Genomic DNA, 16,512 nt, shown 5'->3' with positions numbered 1-16,512 from the left:
GAGGTGCATTCATGCACCTCACCCTGCGGGTAGCTATAGCTGTGCAGAACGACGTCCTGCCGTTCTGTCGCTACGCTCTACACCAGCCTACGTAGGGTGCAGCAGGACGAGGTGCAAGGATGCACCTCGTCCTGCTCGATCAATGCTCTGGCTTGACCCGAAACCAGGCCGCGTAGAGGGCCGGAAGGAACAGTAGGGTCAGCGCCGTGGCGATGATCAGACCTCCCATGATCGCCACCGCCATCGGCCCGAAGAACACACTGCGCGACAGCGGAATCATCGCCAGCACCGCCGCCAAAGCGGTCAGCACGATGGGCCGGAAGCGGCGCACCGTGGCCTCGATGATCGCATGCCAGCGATCCAGGCCGGAGGCGATGTCCTGCTCGATCTGGTCGACCAGAATCACCGAGTTACGCATGATCATCCCGGATAGGGCGATGGTCCCGAGCATGGCGACAAAGCCGAACGGCTGACGGAAGATCAGCAGGAACAGGGTCACGCCAATCAACCCCAACGGCGCGGTGAGGAACACCATGGCCGAGCGCGAGAAGCTCTTCAGCTGCAGCATCAGCAGGGTCAGCACCACCACGATAAACAGCGGCACCCCGGCGTTCACCGACTGCTGCCCGCGCGCCGAATCCTCGACCGTGCCGCCGACGTCCAGCAGGTAGCCGTCCGGCAACTCGGCGCGGATCGACTCCAGGGTCGGCAGTATCTGCTTGACCAGGGTGACGGCTTGCTCCTTGCCGTAGATATCGGCGCGTACGGTGACCGTCGGCAAGCGGTTGCGGTGCCAGATGATGCCTTCCTCGAAGCCGTACTCCAAAGTGGCGACCTGCGACAGCGGCACGCTCTGGCCATTGTCGGTCGGCACCGCCAGGCTCGGCAGTTGGCCAAGCTCCTGGCGTTCGCTGAGGGTGCCGCGTAGAAGGATTTCGATCAGCTCGTTGCCTTCGCGGTACTGGCTCACCGACGAGCCGGTCAACGAGCTGCGCAGGAAGCGCGACAGGTCGGCGGTACTGACGCCCAACGCGCGGGCGCGCTCCTGGTCGACATTGAGGCGCACCACCTTGCTCGGCTCTTGCCAATCCAGGTGGACGTTGGCCACGTGCGGATTGTCTCGCACCTTGTCCGCCACCTGACGGGCCAACGCGCGCACCTCGTCGATATGCTCGCCGGACACGCGGAACTGCACCGGATAGCCCACCGGCGGGCCATTTTCCAGACGTGAAATACGCGTGCGCAGGGTCGGGAACTCATCGTTGACCGTATCGATCAGCCAACTGCGAATGGCTTCACGGTCCTCGATGCTTTTAGCCAGGATCACGAACTGGGCGAAGCTGGCAGCCGGCAGTTGCTGATCCAGCGGCAGGTAGAAGCGTGGCGAGCCGGTGCCGACATAGGCCACATAGTTATCGATGCCCTCATGCTTGTTGATCAGCCGTTCCAGGCGTTTGACCTCGGCCTCGGTGGCGCTCAACGAGGCGCCCTCGCTCAGTTTGAGGTCGACCATCAGTTCCAGACGTCCGGAGGCCGGAAAGAACTGCTGGGGCACGAAACGGAACAGCAGGATCGAGCCGACAAATAGCGCCAGGGTCAACACGATTACCGTCTTGCGCCGCCGCACACACCACTCCACCGCAGCGCGCACCCGCTGGTAGAACGGCGTTGCATAGGGGTCATAACCCTTATCGCTGCCGCCATGCTTGGCCGCGTGCAGCTTGGCCAGGTCCGGCAGCAACTTGGCGCCCAGGTAAGGCACGAAGATTACCGCGGCGATCCACGACACCAGCAGGGCGATGGTCACCACCTGGAATATCGAACGGGTGTACTCGCCGGTGCCCGACTGCGCGGTGGCAATCGGCAGGAAGCCCGCGGCCGTGATCAGGGTGCCGGTGAGCATGGGAAAGGCCGTGCTGGTCCAGGCGTAACTGGCCGCCTTGAAGCGGTCGAAACCCTGCTCCATTTTGATCGCCATCATCTCCACGGCGATGATCGCATCGTCCACCAGCAAGCCGAGGGACAACACCAGGGCGCCGAGGGAGATCTTGTGCAGACCGATGCCCAGGTAGTACATGGCGGCGAAGGTCATCGCCAGCACCAGCGGAATCGACAGCGCCACCACCAGGCCGGTGCGCAGGCCGAGGGAGAAGAAACTCACCAGCAGGACGATGATCAGCGCCTCGGTGAGCACCTGGACGAACTCGCCGACCCCGGTTTTCACCGCCGCCGGTTGATCCGACACCTTGCTCAGCTGCATGCCGGCCGGCAGGGTTTCCTGCAGGCGGGCGAACTCGCCTTCCAGCGCCTCACCCAGCACCAGGATGTCGCCACCACTTTTCATCGACACCGCCAGGCCAATGGCGTCCTCACCCATGAAGCGCATGCGCGGTGCGGGTGGGTCGTTGAAGCCGCGCGTAACCTCGGCCACATCGCCGATGCGAAAGGTGCGATCGGCTACCCGAATCGGAAAATTGCGAATCTGCTCGACCGACTCGAAACGCCCGGTGACCCGCAGCTGCACGCGATCCGAACCGGTCTCGAAGAAGCCGGCCGCCGCCACCGCGTTCTGCTCATTCAGCGCCTGCTGCACCACGCCCAGCGGTAGACCGAGCGTCGCCAGCTTGGTGTTGGATAGCTCGATCCAGATTTTCTCGTCCTGCAGACCGAGCAGGTCGACCTTGCCGACATCCTTGACCCGCTGCAGCTGCAGCTGAATGCGGTCGGCGTAGTCCTTGAGCACCGCGTAGTCGAAGCCCTCGCCGGTCAGCGCATAGATATTGCCGAAGGTGGTGCCGAACTCATCGTTGAAGAACGGCCCCTGGATGTCCTGGGGCAAGGTGTGGCGAATGTCGCCGATCTTCTTGCGCACCTGATAGAACAGCTCGGGAATATCCACCGAGTGCATGGAGTCGCGAGCGACGAAGGTCACCTGCGATTCACCCGGGCGCGAGAAGGAGATGATCTTGTCGTAGTCGCCGGTTTCCATCACCTTCTTTTCGATGCGTTCGGTGACCTGGCGCGAGACTTCCTCGGCACTCGCGCCCGGCCAGTTGGTGCGCACCACCATGGCCTTGAAGGTGAAAGGCGGGTCTTCGCTCTGACCCAGCTTGGTATAGGAGATGGCCCCGACGATACCCAGCAGCAGCATGATATAGAGGACAATCTGGCGGTTGTTCAGCGCCCAGGCGGAAAGGTTGAAGCCCATCGAGACTACTCCTTAGCCGCTAGTTTGACCGCGCGGTTGTCGCGATCCACCGGACGCACCTGCTGGCCTTCGCGCAGCACCTGCACGCCGGCGGCGACCACCCAATCGCCCGCCTGCAGGCCTTCCAGCACTGGCACCAGCTTCTCGCCATAGGCGCCGATACGCACCGGCGTGCGCTTCAGGGTCGAGGTTTGCGGATCGACCACCCAGACATAGGGTCGACCCTGCTCCGCGGTCAGCGCCGATAATGGCACCGCCAGCGGCGCCTCACCGTTATGGGCGATAAATACCCGCGCACTCTGGCCCAGCTCGGCGGGTACCTCACCTTGGGTAAAGGCCACGCGCGCGGCGAAGGTGCGCGACTGCGGGTCGGCCGCCGGTGACATCTCGCGAATCCGCCCGGGGAAACGCTGATCCGGCTGCGACCACAACTCAACCGTCACGGCCTGACCGACCTTGAAACGTTCGAAGGCTTGTTCCGGCAGGCTGATCGACACTTCGCGCTCGCCATCGGCCGCCAGGGTGAACACGCTCTGCCCCGCCGCCACGACCTGGCCGACCTCGACCATGCGCCGGGCGATCACGCCATCCTGCGACGCGCGCAGCACCGCATAACCGGCCTGGTTGTTGGCTACATCGAATTCCGCCTTGATCTGCTTCAGCCGTGCTGCGCCGGAACGGTAGAGGTTTTCGGCGTTGTCGTACTGCGAGCGGCTGACCAGCTGGCGGTCGAGCAGCTTCTTGTAGCGATCACGCTCGGCGCGCACCAGGTGCAGATTGGCCTCGGCCGCCGCCACTTGCGCACGGGTCGCCTCCAGCTGCAGGCGCACATCCTGCGGGTCCAGCTCGGCCAGACGCTGATCCTTCTTCACCTGCTGGCCCACCTCGACCAGCCGCTTGGTCACCTTGCCGCCGATGCGAAAGGCCAGCTCCGGCTCCAGGCGCGCACGGACCTCGCCCGGATAGGTGTCCATCATCTCGGCGGCCGGCTGCGGCTGCACCACCATGGCGGGGCGAATGCTGGGCGCGACCGGCTCGCCATTGCCACAGGCAGCGAGCACGGTAATCAGACTTAAGGGCAGAACGAGGGACAAGGCAGGGCGAAACATGGTGGATGACCTTTCACGAAGGTTTGGAATATTTATACTGACGGGTATAGTAAAAATAGCAAACTCATCAGTCCAGTATTAAAAACAACCAATGCCTAACAAGTTATTACCGCCCAGCGGCCCAGGTCGCCCCAAAGACCTCGTCAAACGTCAGGCCATCCTCGACGCGGCGAAGAACCTATTCATCAGTAATGGCTACGATGGCAGCAGCATGGACGCCATCGCCGCCGAAGCCGGCGTATCCAAGCTGACGGTATACAGCCACTTCACCGATAAGGAGACGCTGTTCTGCGCGGCGGTGAAATCCAAGTGCGAGGAGCAACTGCCCGAGCTGTTCTTCGAGCTGGCGGCGGACGCGCCTATCGAAAATGTACTGCTGACCATCGGCCGCAGCTTTAACGCCCTGATCAACAGCCGTGAATCGGTCGAGCTGCACCGGCTGATGGTGACCCAGGCCACGCAGAACCCGAAGCTCTCGCAACTGTTCTACGAGGCGGGGCCGCAGCGCCTGTTGAATGAAATGGCACGCCTGCTGAGCCGCGCCGAGCTGACCGGCAAACTGCGCATCGACGACCCGCACTGCGCGGCCGACCAGTTCTTCAGCCTGGTCAAAGGCGGCGCCAACTTCTGCCTGCTGATCGGCTGTGGCGAGCCATTGCAAGGCGCGGCCGCCGAACAGCATGTGCAGAATGCGGTGACCATGTTCCTGCGAGCCTATCGACCGAACCAAGCGGCACGCTGACGAAGGCTGGGTAGAGCGCAGCGACAGAACGGCAGGACGTAGTTCTGCACAGCTTTAGCTGCCCGCAGGGTGAGGTGCATGGATGCACCTCATGAAACCCAGCACGTAGCCTGGATGCAATCCAGGAACCGCCATCTCCCGGATTGCATCCGGGCTACCGACGCCGCCGCGTTTACGACTTCAAGCCTGCAGCTTTTTCTTGGGATAGATGTCGTAGCGGCTGGATTTGCCCTCCAGCGCATAGCCCGGCGTGGCGCCGGCGATGATCGGTGCTTTGCGCGGGCGTTTGACCACCACCCGGTGGCTGGCCAGGGCCAGGGCGGCGGCGAGCAAGGCCGGTGCGTCCAGGTCATCGCCGACAAAGGGGCGGAACAGGCGCATTTCCTTCTTCACCAGGGCGCTCTTGTCGCGATGGGGAAACATCGGATCGAGGTAGATCACCTGCGGCGGCTCGCCCTCCCAGGCGTCCATCAGTTCGATGGCGTTGCCGGTCAACAGCTGCATCTGTGCCACTATCGGCCCCACTTCGCGATCGCCCCTGGCCCGCGCCAGGCCATCTTCCAGCAAGGCAGCAATCAGCGGTTGCCGTTCGATCAGGGTCACCGCACAACCCAGACTGGCCAGAACGAAGCCATCGCGCCCTAACCCGGCTGTGGCATCCAGCACCCGCGGGCGCACGCCCGGCTGCACGCCGACGGCCTTGGCGATCATCTGTCCACTACCGCCGCCGAACACACGCCGATGCGCCACCGCGCCCTCGACGAAGTCCACCCGTACCGGCCCCGGTGCCTGCGGCCCCAGTTCGGCCAGCTGCAGGCCCGCCTCACCCAGCTGCAAGGCGAAGTCCGCCTCGCCGCTCTGCGGCAAATTCAAACGTGCAGCCCAGCCGGCGGCGGCCTCGGCCAGATGCGGGACCAAGGCTTCCATGCGGATTGTGGTGCTAGGCCGTGCGTCATTCATCGGAAAATCTGCTCACAGAACGTTCAATGCAGGCCCTTGCAGCCTGTCGATAACGGTTAACGCGGCATTCTGCCAGAACCGAGGTGTTCCGGCCGCACCGAGTTCGTTCTGTTTGAGGTGATTTTCGCTGGCGCGGCCTCGTAACAGCGCACTAGCGGCACATGCGGAACAGGCCCATATCAACATGAAAATGATCACGATGGGCGGCGTTGTACTGCGGTCCGAGGGTGACATTGAAGCTGTCGCAAGCGCCGTTGTGCACCAGGCGCAAGAACCGCGCTGCATCGCCTTCTCCCGGCCAGTCGTGCAGCACACTGATGCGCCGACCGTCGCGCAGACGAAAACCAGTGATATCCAGGGCATTGGCCGAGGCATGCTGGCTACGGCGCTGGCTACCCGCAATAGTGCGACAGGCGAAGCTGCCGACATGCTCGAGCTGCATCACCGGCTGGCCGAACACCTCCTGTGCCGCTGGCTGCAACGCATGTTGCTCGAACAGGGCAAACGCCGCCGCTAGCGGACAGGTAGTGATAAAGCTGCTGCTGAACCTCACCTCGGACGCCTGCACCCGCAGGGTATTCTCCAGCGGGCAGTCCGCCGCCGGGCGGCTATCGGCCAGCACGGTGTAACGCAGCGGCGACGTAGCCAGGGCCTGCTGACAGAGCAGAGGATCATCCGCCAGGCGCCAGAGCTTGAAGGGCGTCAGCAGGTTCGGCGTGGCCCTGATATCCAGTGGCGCCCAGGGATTCCAGCGCGGGGGCACATCGAGCCACTGCTGATAGACAGCCAGCGGCACGCCAAGCAAACCCAACAACACAAGCAGCACCAAAACACGACGCAAACCCTACCTCGCTCAGAGCTTGTGAAAATATCGAGCGCCGTCACGAGAGCGTCTGCAGGCGGTCGCAGCAGGCGGGAGTTTTTTCACAACCTCTCATATCTTGAACAGATTGTTGATGCGCTCGAACGGCATGGCCTGGCCGGTCGCCACCAGGCTGCCGCGAGCGGCCAATTCCTGCGCCGCCTGGAAGAAAGCGCCATAGGCGACTCGCGCCAGACCGGAGCCGAGACTGACGCGTTTCACCCCCAGTTCGGCCAGCTCATCCAGCGACAGCTGCAGGCTGGGCGAGCCCACCAATACGTTGACCGGGCGCGGCGCCACGGCCGTGACCAACGTCAGGATTTCCTCGCGAGTGGTCAGGCCCGGTGCATAGAGCACATCGGCGCCCGCCTCCGCGTAGGCCACCAGGCGTTTGATAGTGTCGTCCAGGTCCGGCCGGCCGTGCAGGTAGTTTTCCGCACGCGCCGCCAGGGTGAAGGCGAATGGCAGGCTGCGAGCCATCGCCACCGCGGCGCGAATGCGCTCGACCGCCAGCTCGAGAGGGTAGATGGGCGACCGCGCATCACCCGTAGCATCCTCAATGGAACCGCCAACCAAACCGATCTGCGCCGCCAGGGCGATAGTTTCGGCGCAGTGCTGCGGTTCATCGCCATAACCGTTCTCCAGATCGGCGGCCACCGGCAGCGGCGTCGCCTCAACGATAGCGCGGGCGTTAGCCAGGGCCTCCTCGCGACTGACCGCGCCTTCTGCATCGCAGCGCCCCAGGGAAAAGGCCAGGCCGGCACTGGTCGTTGCCAGCGCCTCGAACCCCAGGGTCGCGAGCATCTTCGCCGACCCGGCATCCCAAGGATTGGGCAGCACGAACAACCCATCGCGCTGGTGCAAGGTGCGGAAGGCCTCGCCACGCTCCACCTGAGTAGACATATTGATCAGTCCTCTTTCAATTTCGACCTGTGCGCACCTTAGTCCAGATTCTCTGCACCGCAACCAGCTCAGAGCAGGCCAAGCTGCTCAGTCGCATTCTCGACAAAACCCACTCGCACCAGCCCCGGTGCATGCGTCCCTAGTTTGGCCAACGGCAGGCCCGCCTCGGTCAAATGCAGCGCCACGATGCGGACGCTGGCGATGGACTGTTGCTCACTCATGGCATTCACGCTCGACACTCTTCAATTCAGCCCTGTTCAATTCAGGCATCCCACTCAACTCGGACACCCGGCGGCCGATAAGCAAAAAGAGCCGGCACTTTTGCAGACCCGGCGCCTTCCAGCCACATAGAGTTGCTCATGCTTAATGGCGTTTCCGCTTCCAGCACCGCACTGACGGCCTACAGCAGCAACCCGAACCTCAGTGGCCCGGCCGATCTGCGTGCCTACCTGGATTTCCAGATTCTCTTGAGCCGGGTGCTGATCCAGGAGCAACCGCCAGCGGCGACCCGCAACGCAGCCGAGCCACAGGCCAGCGAGAGCGCAACGCCGGGTAACCCGCAAGCAGACCACGACTTTCAGCAATTCATCGCGCAACGCCAGTTCGAGCTGAGCGTCAGCCTCAATCAGCGGCCTGAGAAGGTCGATCGCCTGACCCTGGTACTGCTCGCCGATGCAATCAGCGCCGGCAGCCGGGCACACTCGATAGAACCAGAGCTGACCCGCTACCCGCTCAGCCTGCTGTGAAGCGAGGCACCAGCACCGCGGGGCAACGTGCGCTCAACGCCGAGCTTGCGAAGTCGTCCGAAAGCGCCCCGGGGCAATGTCGAAAAATTCGCGAAAACAACGACGGAAGTGCGAGATGCTGACAAAGCCGCTGGCCACGGCGATGTCGGCCAGAGACTTGTTGGTCTGCTGCAACAGCTGACGCGCTCGGGTCAGGCGCAGTTCCAGGTAGTAGCGCGAGGGCGTGGCATTGACGTGACGACAGAACAGGCGCTCGAGCTGACGCCTGGAGATGCCGACACAGCTGGCGATTTCATCCACCACCAGTGGCTCATCGATATTGTTGTGCATCAGTTCCAATGCCACCTTCAGGGCTTGCGGCAGGGTCGGGTCATAGTCGACGGCCACCACCGACACATCCATGACCTCCTGCATCTTGTCGCAGCTCAATACCTCTTCTACCGCGCTGACCAACTGTTCCCCGCCACCACGCCTAACCACCTCCAGCATCATGCCCAACGAGCTATTGGCCCCGGCACAGCTGATGCGTTCGCGATCCAGTACATAGGCATGGCTGGTCAGCTTCACCTTGGGGAACAGCTCGCTCATCATCGCCCGACCATCCGGATGAAAGGCGCAATCGTAACCATCCAGCAGGCCTGCTTCGGCGATAAAGTAAGCGCCGTTCCACAGCCCGCCGAGCATGGCCCCGGCGGCCTCGGCCGAGCGCAGCTTAGCTCGCAGTAACGGCTCGCCCTGCAGGCGCACGCGAAAGCCGCCGCACACCACCAGGATATCCAGGGACTTTTCCTCCAGCTCGGCGAGCTGGCAGCCGGCGGAGATGGCGATACCCAGGTCGCTGACCACCAGTTCGCTGGCGCCACCGACCACCAGCACCTCGAACAAGGGCGCCGAGCTCATCAGGTTAGCGGTGACCAGAGCATCCACCGCACCGGTGAAGGCCATCAACGAGAAATTTTCCTGCAGCACGAAGGCGACCCGGCGGGGCGGCAGCGATGGTCCCGCGCTCACCATCTTGTCGAGGTGGGCCAGATTCTTGTTCTTCAAAACGCTCTCGAAAGACGATCTCATCTCACAACCCGGTCAGACTCAAAACCATGTGATTATTCTAGTTGTTCGGGGCCCGCGCCTTGGTTCGGTTGGCGCTTCGAAACTGCGACAGCCACACCTGCAGCATCGTCACCTCCACCGCCATGGCCCCTGGCGCGAAGAGCACCAGCATACCCTGTCACCTGCACCGAGCCGCGAAAAAATACAGATGTAAACGGCATGTAATGCCCTGATTACAACCTGATACAGCAACCCGCAAAGCAGTTCACATCGGCTTGCTAGGTTGAGTCCTCCAAGAACTACAAAAAGATCGCTGGCTCAGCCGGACGATCACTCCCTGGAGGAAACTCGTGCCCACCAATAACAACGCTCGCCCCTCGCTTGCCCTCGCCCTGATCCCAATCGTCCTCACACTCGGGATACTGGGGATCCAACTGTTCTACTACGGCGACTTCACCCCCCACGTCCCCCTGGCCATCGGCCTGGCGATTACCGCGCTGATCGGCTGGTTTCAGGGTTATCGCTGGAAGGACATCGAGCAAGGCTCGCTGCACGTCGTGTCCATCGGCCTGCAATCGATCGGCATCCTCATCGTGGTTGGCATGATCATCGGTACCTGGATCGCCAGCGGCACCGTACCGCTGATGATCTACGGCGGCCTCAAGCTACTGTCGCCCGAGGTGTTTCTCGCCGTGGCCATGCTGATGTGCGCCGTGGTGTCGGTGTCGCTCGGCACCTCCTGGGGTACGGTCGGCACCATCGGCCTGGCGCTCATGGGTATAGGTGCGGGATTCGACATCCCGATGTACTGGACCGCTGGTGCTGTGGTTTCCGGGGCGTTCTTCGGCGACAAGATCTCACCACTGTCAGACACCACCAACCTGGCCCCGGCCGTCACCGGGGTCAATCTGTTCGACCACATCCGCAACATGCTGCCGACCACCATCCCCGCCATGCTGATTGCCCTGGTCATCTACCTGTTGGTGGGCTTCAACCTCATCGGCGGCACTGACCTCGACTCCAGCAAGATCGACCTGATCACCAACGGCATCGCGCAGAACTTCGAGTTGTCCTGGCTGCTGTTGCTGCCCCCGCTGCTGGTCATTGGCCTGGCGCTGATGAAAATGCCGGCCCTGCCCTCGCTGTTTGCCGGCGCCATCGCCGGCGGCATCCTGGCCATGGCTTACCAGGGCGCCAACCTGCATGACGTGTTCACTTACATGCAGAGCGGTTATAGCCTCAACAGCGGAATCAAGGACATCGACAGCCTGCTTAACCGCGGCGGCATCCAGTCCATGGCCTGGGTCATCACCCTGGTGATGATCGCCCTGGCCTTGGGCGGTGCCCTCGAGCGCACCCGTTGTCTCGAGGTGATTGTCGAGGCGATCCTGAAAAGGACGCGCAGTTTCGGCAGCATGCAAACCGCCGCCATCGGCACCTCGATTGCTACCAACCTGGTCGCCGGCGACCCCTACCTGTCCATCGCCCTGCCCGGCCGCATGTTTGCTCCGGCCTACCGCGGCAAGGGTTACTCGACCCTCAACCTGTCGCGTGCAGTCGAGGAAGGCGGCACCCTGATCTCCCCACTGGTGCCGTGGAACGCCGGCGGCGCCATCGTCATCGCCTCCCTGGGTCTGACCGTGGGCGATGGCAACTTCGAGAACCTGCTGTACATCCCGCTGGCTTTCGCCTGCTGGTTGTCACCGGTGATCGGCATCGCCTATGCCTACCTCGGCTGGTTCTCGCCCAAGGCCACCGAGCAGGAGCGCGCGAACTGGAAGGCGCAGGGCGAGGCGATCCAGACCTTCAGTCAGCCCGAGGCGGGCTACCGCGCAGTACCTGTCGCCGACTGAGGTCGACGCACTACTGACACAACCTTGAGTACCTGTTGCAAGGTACCCGCTTAAACCCAGGGCCGGCCGTCACTCGACGACCGGCCCTTTGCTTTGGTTATGTCAGGCGCAGTAGCCGGTCAACAGGGCGCGGTGATTCAGTAGCTATTGTCCGCCTCGAATGCACCCAGGCGTGGGTACGATCACCGATGGTTGTCCTCCCGTAGCCCGGATGTAATCCGGGAAGCGCCAGTAGCTGTACAACCGCTCCCCGGATTGCATCCGGGCTACAAGGCTGATCGTCGCGCCACGGATGGAGCCCCGCACCGACGCAGCAACCTGCCCACTCACGCCTCGCAGGCCTGCCGGGCTCTGCGCAGATTACTCGGCAACGCCGCCTTGAGCGCCGTGAATAACGCCAGGCAGCGGGCATCATCGGCCTCTCGACTGCAGGTCTCCAACGCCGTGGCCAGTCGCGCGGCCTCCAGCAGGCCGAGGGTGCTGCAGCTGCCCGCCAGCTTGTGCGCCAACTCGCCAACCTCATACAGATCGTCCAACTGCAGGGCATCGTCGAGCTGCACCAGCAGCCCGTCGGCCTGTTCCCCGAACTGCTCGAACAAGCTGCGCAAGCGCGCCTGACCGAAGACCTGACGGTGGATGGCCAGCAGGTGCAGGTCGACGCCGTCCTGCTCCTGAGGTTGAATCGAGGCGAGGCGATCGTCCCCAGACTGGCACAGGTCCGCCAGCACCTGCTGCAACGCCGCTGGCTGCAGCGGCTTGGCCTGTACCGCAGCGATGCCCGCTGCCAGGTAACCCTTGATGTCCTCCACGCCGACACTGGCGGTCAAGGCAATCACCGGCGTGTCGGCGTTGAGGCTGTCGGCGGCTGCGCGAATAGCCTGGGTCACCTCGACGCCGCTCATGCCCGGCAGGTGCATGTCCATGAGAATCGCATCGAAGGCCTGCTGCCGGCACACCGCCAGGGCTTGCCGACCATCCTCCGCCAACTGCACCAGGTGCCCTGCGTGTTCGAGCAATGCGCAGATGACCTGCTGGTTGATCGGTGTGTCCTCCACCAGCAGCAGACTCAGGCTGAGCGCGGGCGCGCATGTGGCTGGGGCCTCGAGCTGTGTCGCGGGCGGCTGGGCCACCTGCAGTTCCACCTCGAACCAGAAGGTGCTGCCTGCACCTTCACGGCTGTCTACGCCGATCCGTCCACCCATGGCCACGACCATTTTCTGGCAGATGGCCAGGCCCAGGCCGGTGCCGCCGAAGCGCCGGGTGATGCTTTCATCCGCCTGGGTGAAGCGCTCGAAAATCCGCTGCTGCTGCTCGGCGCTGATGCCGATACCCGTGTCGTGCACCGCGAAGCGCAACCGGCTGCCGGCCTTGTCCACGCCCTCGACCCTTAACTCGATGGCGCCACGCTCGGTGAACTTCACCGCGTTGCTCAGTAGGTTGGCCAGTACCTGGCGCAGGCAACCGGCTGCGCCCCGGTAGTAGCGCGAAAGTTGCGGCTCGATCTGGCAACTGACCCGCAGCGCCTTGCCCTGGGCCTGCGCCTCGGCCAGCAGGCTCTGCTCCTCGACCAGCTGCTGCAGGCAGAACAGCTGCTGCTCCGGCACATAACCGCCCTCCTCCAGCTTGGCGTAATCGAGCACCCCGTCGAGGATCGCCAGCAGGCTCTCGCCGGACTGGCGCAGGGCATCCAGGTAGCCGCGCGCCTGCTCGGACTGCGGCGTGTGATAGAGCAACTGGGTCATGCCAAGAATGCCGCTCATCGGGGTGCGGATCTCGTGGCTGATCCCGGCGAGGAACTGCGAGCGGGCCTGGCTGGCGGCCTCTGCCACCTCCTTGGCCTGGCGCAGGCTGCGCGTGCGCTTGTCGACCATGCGCCGCAGCTGTTCGCGACTGAACAGCAATTGCTCGTGGGCGCGCTCACGGCGCTCGATGTCCTGATTGATCCCCAGGCGCAGGTCGTTGAGCGATTCGACCAGCGCATCCAGCTCGTCGCTGCGCGCGCTGGGCTGGCGTTCCAACTGCAACGGCGTATCACGCGAACCGATACCCAGGCTGCGTGCGTAACGGGCCATGCTTTCCAGGTGTCGGGTGACCATGCGCTGAAAAATCAGCATGACCAGCAGCACCATCAGAAAGATGGTCAGCGCCTGACCGAGAAACAGGGTCAGGGCACTCCAGCCGAGGCGGGCATACACCGCCCCCAGGTCGGTGTGCACCACCAGCTGACCGAGGTTGCGCAGCCCCAGAGGCGTCTCATGGCGCAAGGCGAATCGATGCTCTGCGGTCCGCGCCGCCGAGCCTTCCCCAGCAGACAGCAGCAGCCGCTCGCCCGTGTCGGCATCTTCCAGGGTCAAGGAGCTGATGTCGGGGAAATCCAGAATGCCGCGCATCTGCAGGCGCAGCTGCTCGCGGTCGACATCCCAGATGCTCTTGGCCAGGCTGGCCAGGTAGACATTGCGGATCAACTCGATGCGCTGCTCGATCACGCGCATCTCGCGGCGATACTCGATGGCGGCCTGGATGCTGGTGGACAACACCACGAAAACCAGGCTGCAGACCAGCACGTAGGCCATCATGCGATAGCCGAGGGGATGCTCCTGGCGATAGGCGAGCAACTTGCGCCAGGTTTTTTCAGGGTGCTGAATCATAGAGATTGGGCATACGGTGAGGTTCGGCGAGATAGCGAGCGCTGTAGTGCTCGTCCAGGCGTTTCAGGGTGCCGTCTTCGGCCAGCTCGCGCAGGCGCCGGTCGAGTCGCGGCAGCAGAGCGAGCAACGCCGGATCGCGGCGCACGCCTATCCGGTAGTGTTCGGTGACCAGCTCGCCAGGTTGCTGCACGATGACCTGGTCGTAGCCGAAACGGCGGTTCTGCAGGGTCCAGCTATAGAGGCCAACCGGCATGAAGTCGATACGCCCCTGGGCCAGCTTGATGAAGTTCTGCTCGCCGCTGGACACCCATTCGATGTTCAAGTGCTGCGCGGCGAAACGGTCGAAGCGATCGCCGAAACTGTCGCCCAACAGCAGGCCGACGGTGCGTCCGCGCAGATCGTCCCAGCTGGAAAAATGCAGCGGTCTGTCGCGCCGGGTGAACAACACGATCGGGTCGGCCACCAGGGCCTCCTCGGTAAAACCCAGCCAGGTTTCACGCTCACGGGTGCGATAAGCGGCGACGACGATGTCCACCCGCCCCTGCTGGGCCTCCAGCAAGCAGCGCTTCCAATTGCCCAGCGTCAGCAGGTGCACCTCGTAGCCCTGCTCGGCGAACAGCTGGCGCACCACCTGCGGCGCCAGCCCCACCAGCTCACCCCCGGAGTGCCAGGACACCGGCGGATAGAACGGATGACCGCAGGCCAGCAGTTCGCGCGCCAGGGCCACTGGCGCCAGCAGGCCCAGCAGTAGCGCCAGCGCCGCGCGTTTCACCTGGCCTGCAGCGCCTTGGCCGCGAGCAGGTAACCAACCCCGTGAATGGTCAGGATGATCCGCGGGTTGGCCGGGTCGTCTCTGAGCTTGCGGCGCAGACGGCCGATCAGCACATCGATGGTGCGATCGTTCGGCGCCCACTCGCGGTTGCGCATCTGGTCGAGCAACTGGTCACGGCTCATGGTCTTGCCGAGGTTGCCCAGCAGCACGCTGAGCAACTGAAACTCGCCGCCGGTGAGCTGGCTGACCCGGTTGTCGCAATCGGTGACCTGGCGCAGGCTCAGGTCCACCGTGCATTCGTCGAAGCGCAGCAGGTCCTGCCCGCTGCTGACCGGCGCCTGGGCGCGGATCAGGCGTACGCGGCGGCACAGATTCTTGGCCCGGGCGAGGATCTCGCGCGGGCTGAAGGGTTTGGTCACGTAATCGTCGGCGCCGCACTCCAGGCCGATCAGCTGGTCGACCGCATCCTGGCGCGCGCTGATCAGAATGATGCCGACCTCCGAATGCACCCGCAGCTCGCGGGTCAGGGTCAGGCCATCCTTGCCGGGCATGCGGATGTCCAGCAGGACCAGGTCCACGGTTTCGCGCGCCAGGATCTGCTCGGCCTCCTCCGCCGTGGCGGCGGCCAGCACGCGGAAGCGCTCCTCGGCGAAATAGGTACACAGGCACTCGCGGGTGATGAGTTCGTCATCCACCACCAGCACCGTCAGGTCATCGGACATGCCAGGCCTTCCAGGGCTGAAATATGTTGGGCTGGAGTCGGGGGCGGCGCCGGTCGGCGGGCAGCCGCTGGACATCCAGTCGATGCGCTGCACTTTATTACAAGCGAACGCGCCCCAGGTGCCTAATTCCGACACCTGGGGCGCGCTACGGGCGTGCTGCGCTCAGCGACTCAGAACGGCAGGGGCAACTTGGCTGTGCGTCCACCGTCGACCACCAGCACCTGGCCGGTGACGAAGGCCGCCTCATCCGAGGCGAGAAACACCACCGCACCACCGACATCCTGCGGGGTTCCGGTGCGCCCAACCGGGTGCATGGCCAGCAAGCCCTGGCGCGCGCCCACTGGATCGGCCTGGGCATTGATGTAGGCATTGCTCAGGTCCGAATCGATCCAGCCCGGAGCGATGGCATTGCAGCGCACCCCATCGCGGCCCAGGTCTACCGCCAGCGCCCGGGTCAGGCCATGCACGCCGGCCTTGGAGGCGCAGTAGGCGGCGTGCTGGGGATTGGCACCGAGGCCTTCGATCGAGCCGATATTGATGATGCTGCCGCCGCCGCGCTGACGCATCTGCGCCAGCAGTTCACGGACCAGGAACACCGGCGCGCGCAGGTTGACCACCATCATCCGGTCCCAGTCCTGCTCGCTCATGGCCTCGATCGGCTGCTCGAACATGAAGCCGGCGTTGTTCACCAGCACGTCGATGCCGCCGAGCAGCTCGGCGGCGGCCTGGGCGATCAAGCGCGGGGCGCCGGACTCGGCCAGATCGGCCTCGACGAAAAACACATCGGGATTGGCTGCCAGTTCGACCTCCAGCGCCTGACGCTGGGCCACCAGCACCCGCGCACCAGCGGCCAGCAGTTTTTCGGTAATGCCGCGACCGATGCCGCGACCGCCGCCGGTCACCACAGCATTTTTTCCCTTGAGCAACATATTCATCT

At 63.9% G+C, this 16,512-nt stretch carries 14 protein-coding genes; 3 read left to right on the top strand and 11 right to left on the bottom strand.

What is annotated here, in order from left to right; genetic code table 11:
* Positions 1-139 precede the first annotated feature (139 nt).
* Entirely contained in the window at positions 140-3,208 is a 3,069-nt protein-coding gene (locus TMS3_RS10180; RefSeq protein WP_025165172.1) for an efflux RND transporter permease subunit, read from the bottom strand.
* A 5-nt stretch (positions 3,209-3,213) separates the two neighbouring features.
* Complete coding sequence (locus TMS3_RS10175) at positions 3,214-4,317, bottom strand: efflux RND transporter periplasmic adaptor subunit (protein ID WP_025165171.1); 1,104 nt, start codon at positions 4,315-4,317, stop codon at positions 3,214-3,216.
* 91 nt (positions 4,318-4,408) lie between these two features.
* Between TMS3_RS10175 and TMS3_RS10170 the strand changes: the two genes are divergently transcribed.
* Positions 4,409-5,059, top strand: a complete 651-nt coding sequence (locus TMS3_RS10170) for a TetR/AcrR family transcriptional regulator (RefSeq protein WP_025165170.1) — start codon at positions 4,409-4,411, stop codon at positions 5,057-5,059.
* 180 nt (positions 5,060-5,239) lie between these two features.
* On the opposite strand, the gene TMS3_RS10165 is transcribed toward TMS3_RS10170, so the two are convergent.
* From TMS3_RS10165 to TMS3_RS25340, 4 genes are all read right to left on the bottom strand, one after another.
* Positions 5,240-5,986 carry a class I SAM-dependent methyltransferase gene (locus TMS3_RS10165; RefSeq protein WP_407691614.1) on the bottom strand — a complete coding sequence of 249 codons (747 nt, stop codon included), beginning with the start codon at positions 5,984-5,986 and terminating at the stop codon, positions 5,240-5,242.
* A 184-nt stretch (positions 5,987-6,170) separates the two neighbouring features.
* Positions 6,171-6,860: an extensin-like domain-containing protein gene (locus TMS3_RS10160; RefSeq protein ID WP_025165168.1), complete on the bottom strand. Its 690-nt coding sequence runs from the start codon at positions 6,858-6,860 to the stop codon at positions 6,171-6,173.
* A 93-nt stretch (positions 6,861-6,953) separates the two neighbouring features.
* Positions 6,954-7,784, bottom strand: a complete 831-nt coding sequence (locus tag TMS3_RS10155) for an isocitrate lyase/PEP mutase family protein (RefSeq protein WP_025165167.1) — start codon at positions 7,782-7,784, stop codon at positions 6,954-6,956.
* Positions 7,785-7,852: 68 nt separating this feature from the next.
* A complete protein-coding gene (locus TMS3_RS25340; protein ID WP_160321031.1) occupies positions 7,853-8,014 on the bottom strand; it encodes a hypothetical protein in 162 nt (53 codons plus the stop codon).
* 129 nt (positions 8,015-8,143) lie between these two features.
* On the opposite strand from TMS3_RS25340, the gene TMS3_RS10150 reads away from it, so the two are divergent.
* The gene (locus tag TMS3_RS10150; protein WP_025165166.1) at positions 8,144-8,530 is read left to right on the top strand and encodes a hypothetical protein; all 387 of its coding nucleotides are present in this window, start codon (positions 8,144-8,146) and stop codon (positions 8,528-8,530) included.
* A gap of 33 nt (positions 8,531-8,563) precedes the next feature.
* Here the strand turns inward: TMS3_RS10150 and TMS3_RS10145 are convergent, their stop codons facing one another.
* Positions 8,564-9,601, bottom strand: coding sequence for a GlxA family transcriptional regulator (locus TMS3_RS10145; protein ID WP_025165165.1), 1,038 nt, complete (start codon positions 9,599-9,601; stop codon positions 8,564-8,566).
* 329 nt (positions 9,602-9,930) lie between these two features.
* Here TMS3_RS10145 and nhaC point away from each other — a divergent pair, with 329 nt between their 5' ends.
* On the top strand, positions 9,931-11,433 hold the full coding sequence (nhaC, locus tag TMS3_RS10140) for a Na+/H+ antiporter NhaC (protein ID WP_025165164.1): 1,503 nt from the start codon (positions 9,931-9,933) through the stop codon (positions 11,431-11,433).
* A gap of 326 nt (positions 11,434-11,759) precedes the next feature.
* Here the strand turns inward: nhaC and TMS3_RS10135 are convergent, their stop codons facing one another.
* The 4 genes from TMS3_RS10135 to TMS3_RS10120 all read right to left on the bottom strand — a co-directional run bounded on the left by TMS3_RS10135 (position 11,760) and on the right by TMS3_RS10120 (position 16,504).
* Positions 11,760-14,081, bottom strand: a complete 2,322-nt coding sequence (locus TMS3_RS10135) for an ATP-binding protein (RefSeq protein WP_025165163.1) — start codon at positions 14,079-14,081, stop codon at positions 11,760-11,762.
* Positions 14,065-14,853, bottom strand: coding sequence for a substrate-binding periplasmic protein (locus tag TMS3_RS10130; protein ID WP_025165162.1), 789 nt, complete (start codon positions 14,851-14,853; stop codon positions 14,065-14,067). The genes TMS3_RS10135 and TMS3_RS10130 overlap by 17 nt, the downstream gene beginning before the upstream one ends.
* Complete coding sequence (locus tag TMS3_RS10125) at positions 14,850-15,575, bottom strand: response regulator (RefSeq protein ID WP_152985489.1); 726 nt, start codon at positions 15,573-15,575, stop codon at positions 14,850-14,852. Before TMS3_RS10125 ends, TMS3_RS10130 begins: the two co-directional genes overlap by 4 nt.
* Positions 15,576-15,745: 170 nt before the next feature.
* Positions 15,746-16,504, bottom strand: a complete 759-nt coding sequence (locus TMS3_RS10120) for an SDR family NAD(P)-dependent oxidoreductase (protein ID WP_029866274.1) — start codon at positions 16,502-16,504, stop codon at positions 15,746-15,748.
* Positions 16,505-16,512 lie beyond the last annotated feature (8 nt).

Origin of the sequence: Pseudomonas taeanensis MS-3 (genome assembly GCF_000498575.2) — a bacterium.
Taxonomy (GTDB): Bacteria; Pseudomonadota; Gammaproteobacteria; order Pseudomonadales; family Pseudomonadaceae; genus Aquipseudomonas; species Aquipseudomonas taeanensis.
Note: the sequence above shows the minus strand (reverse complement) of the source record. Positions and strands in the feature narration are given on the sequence as shown.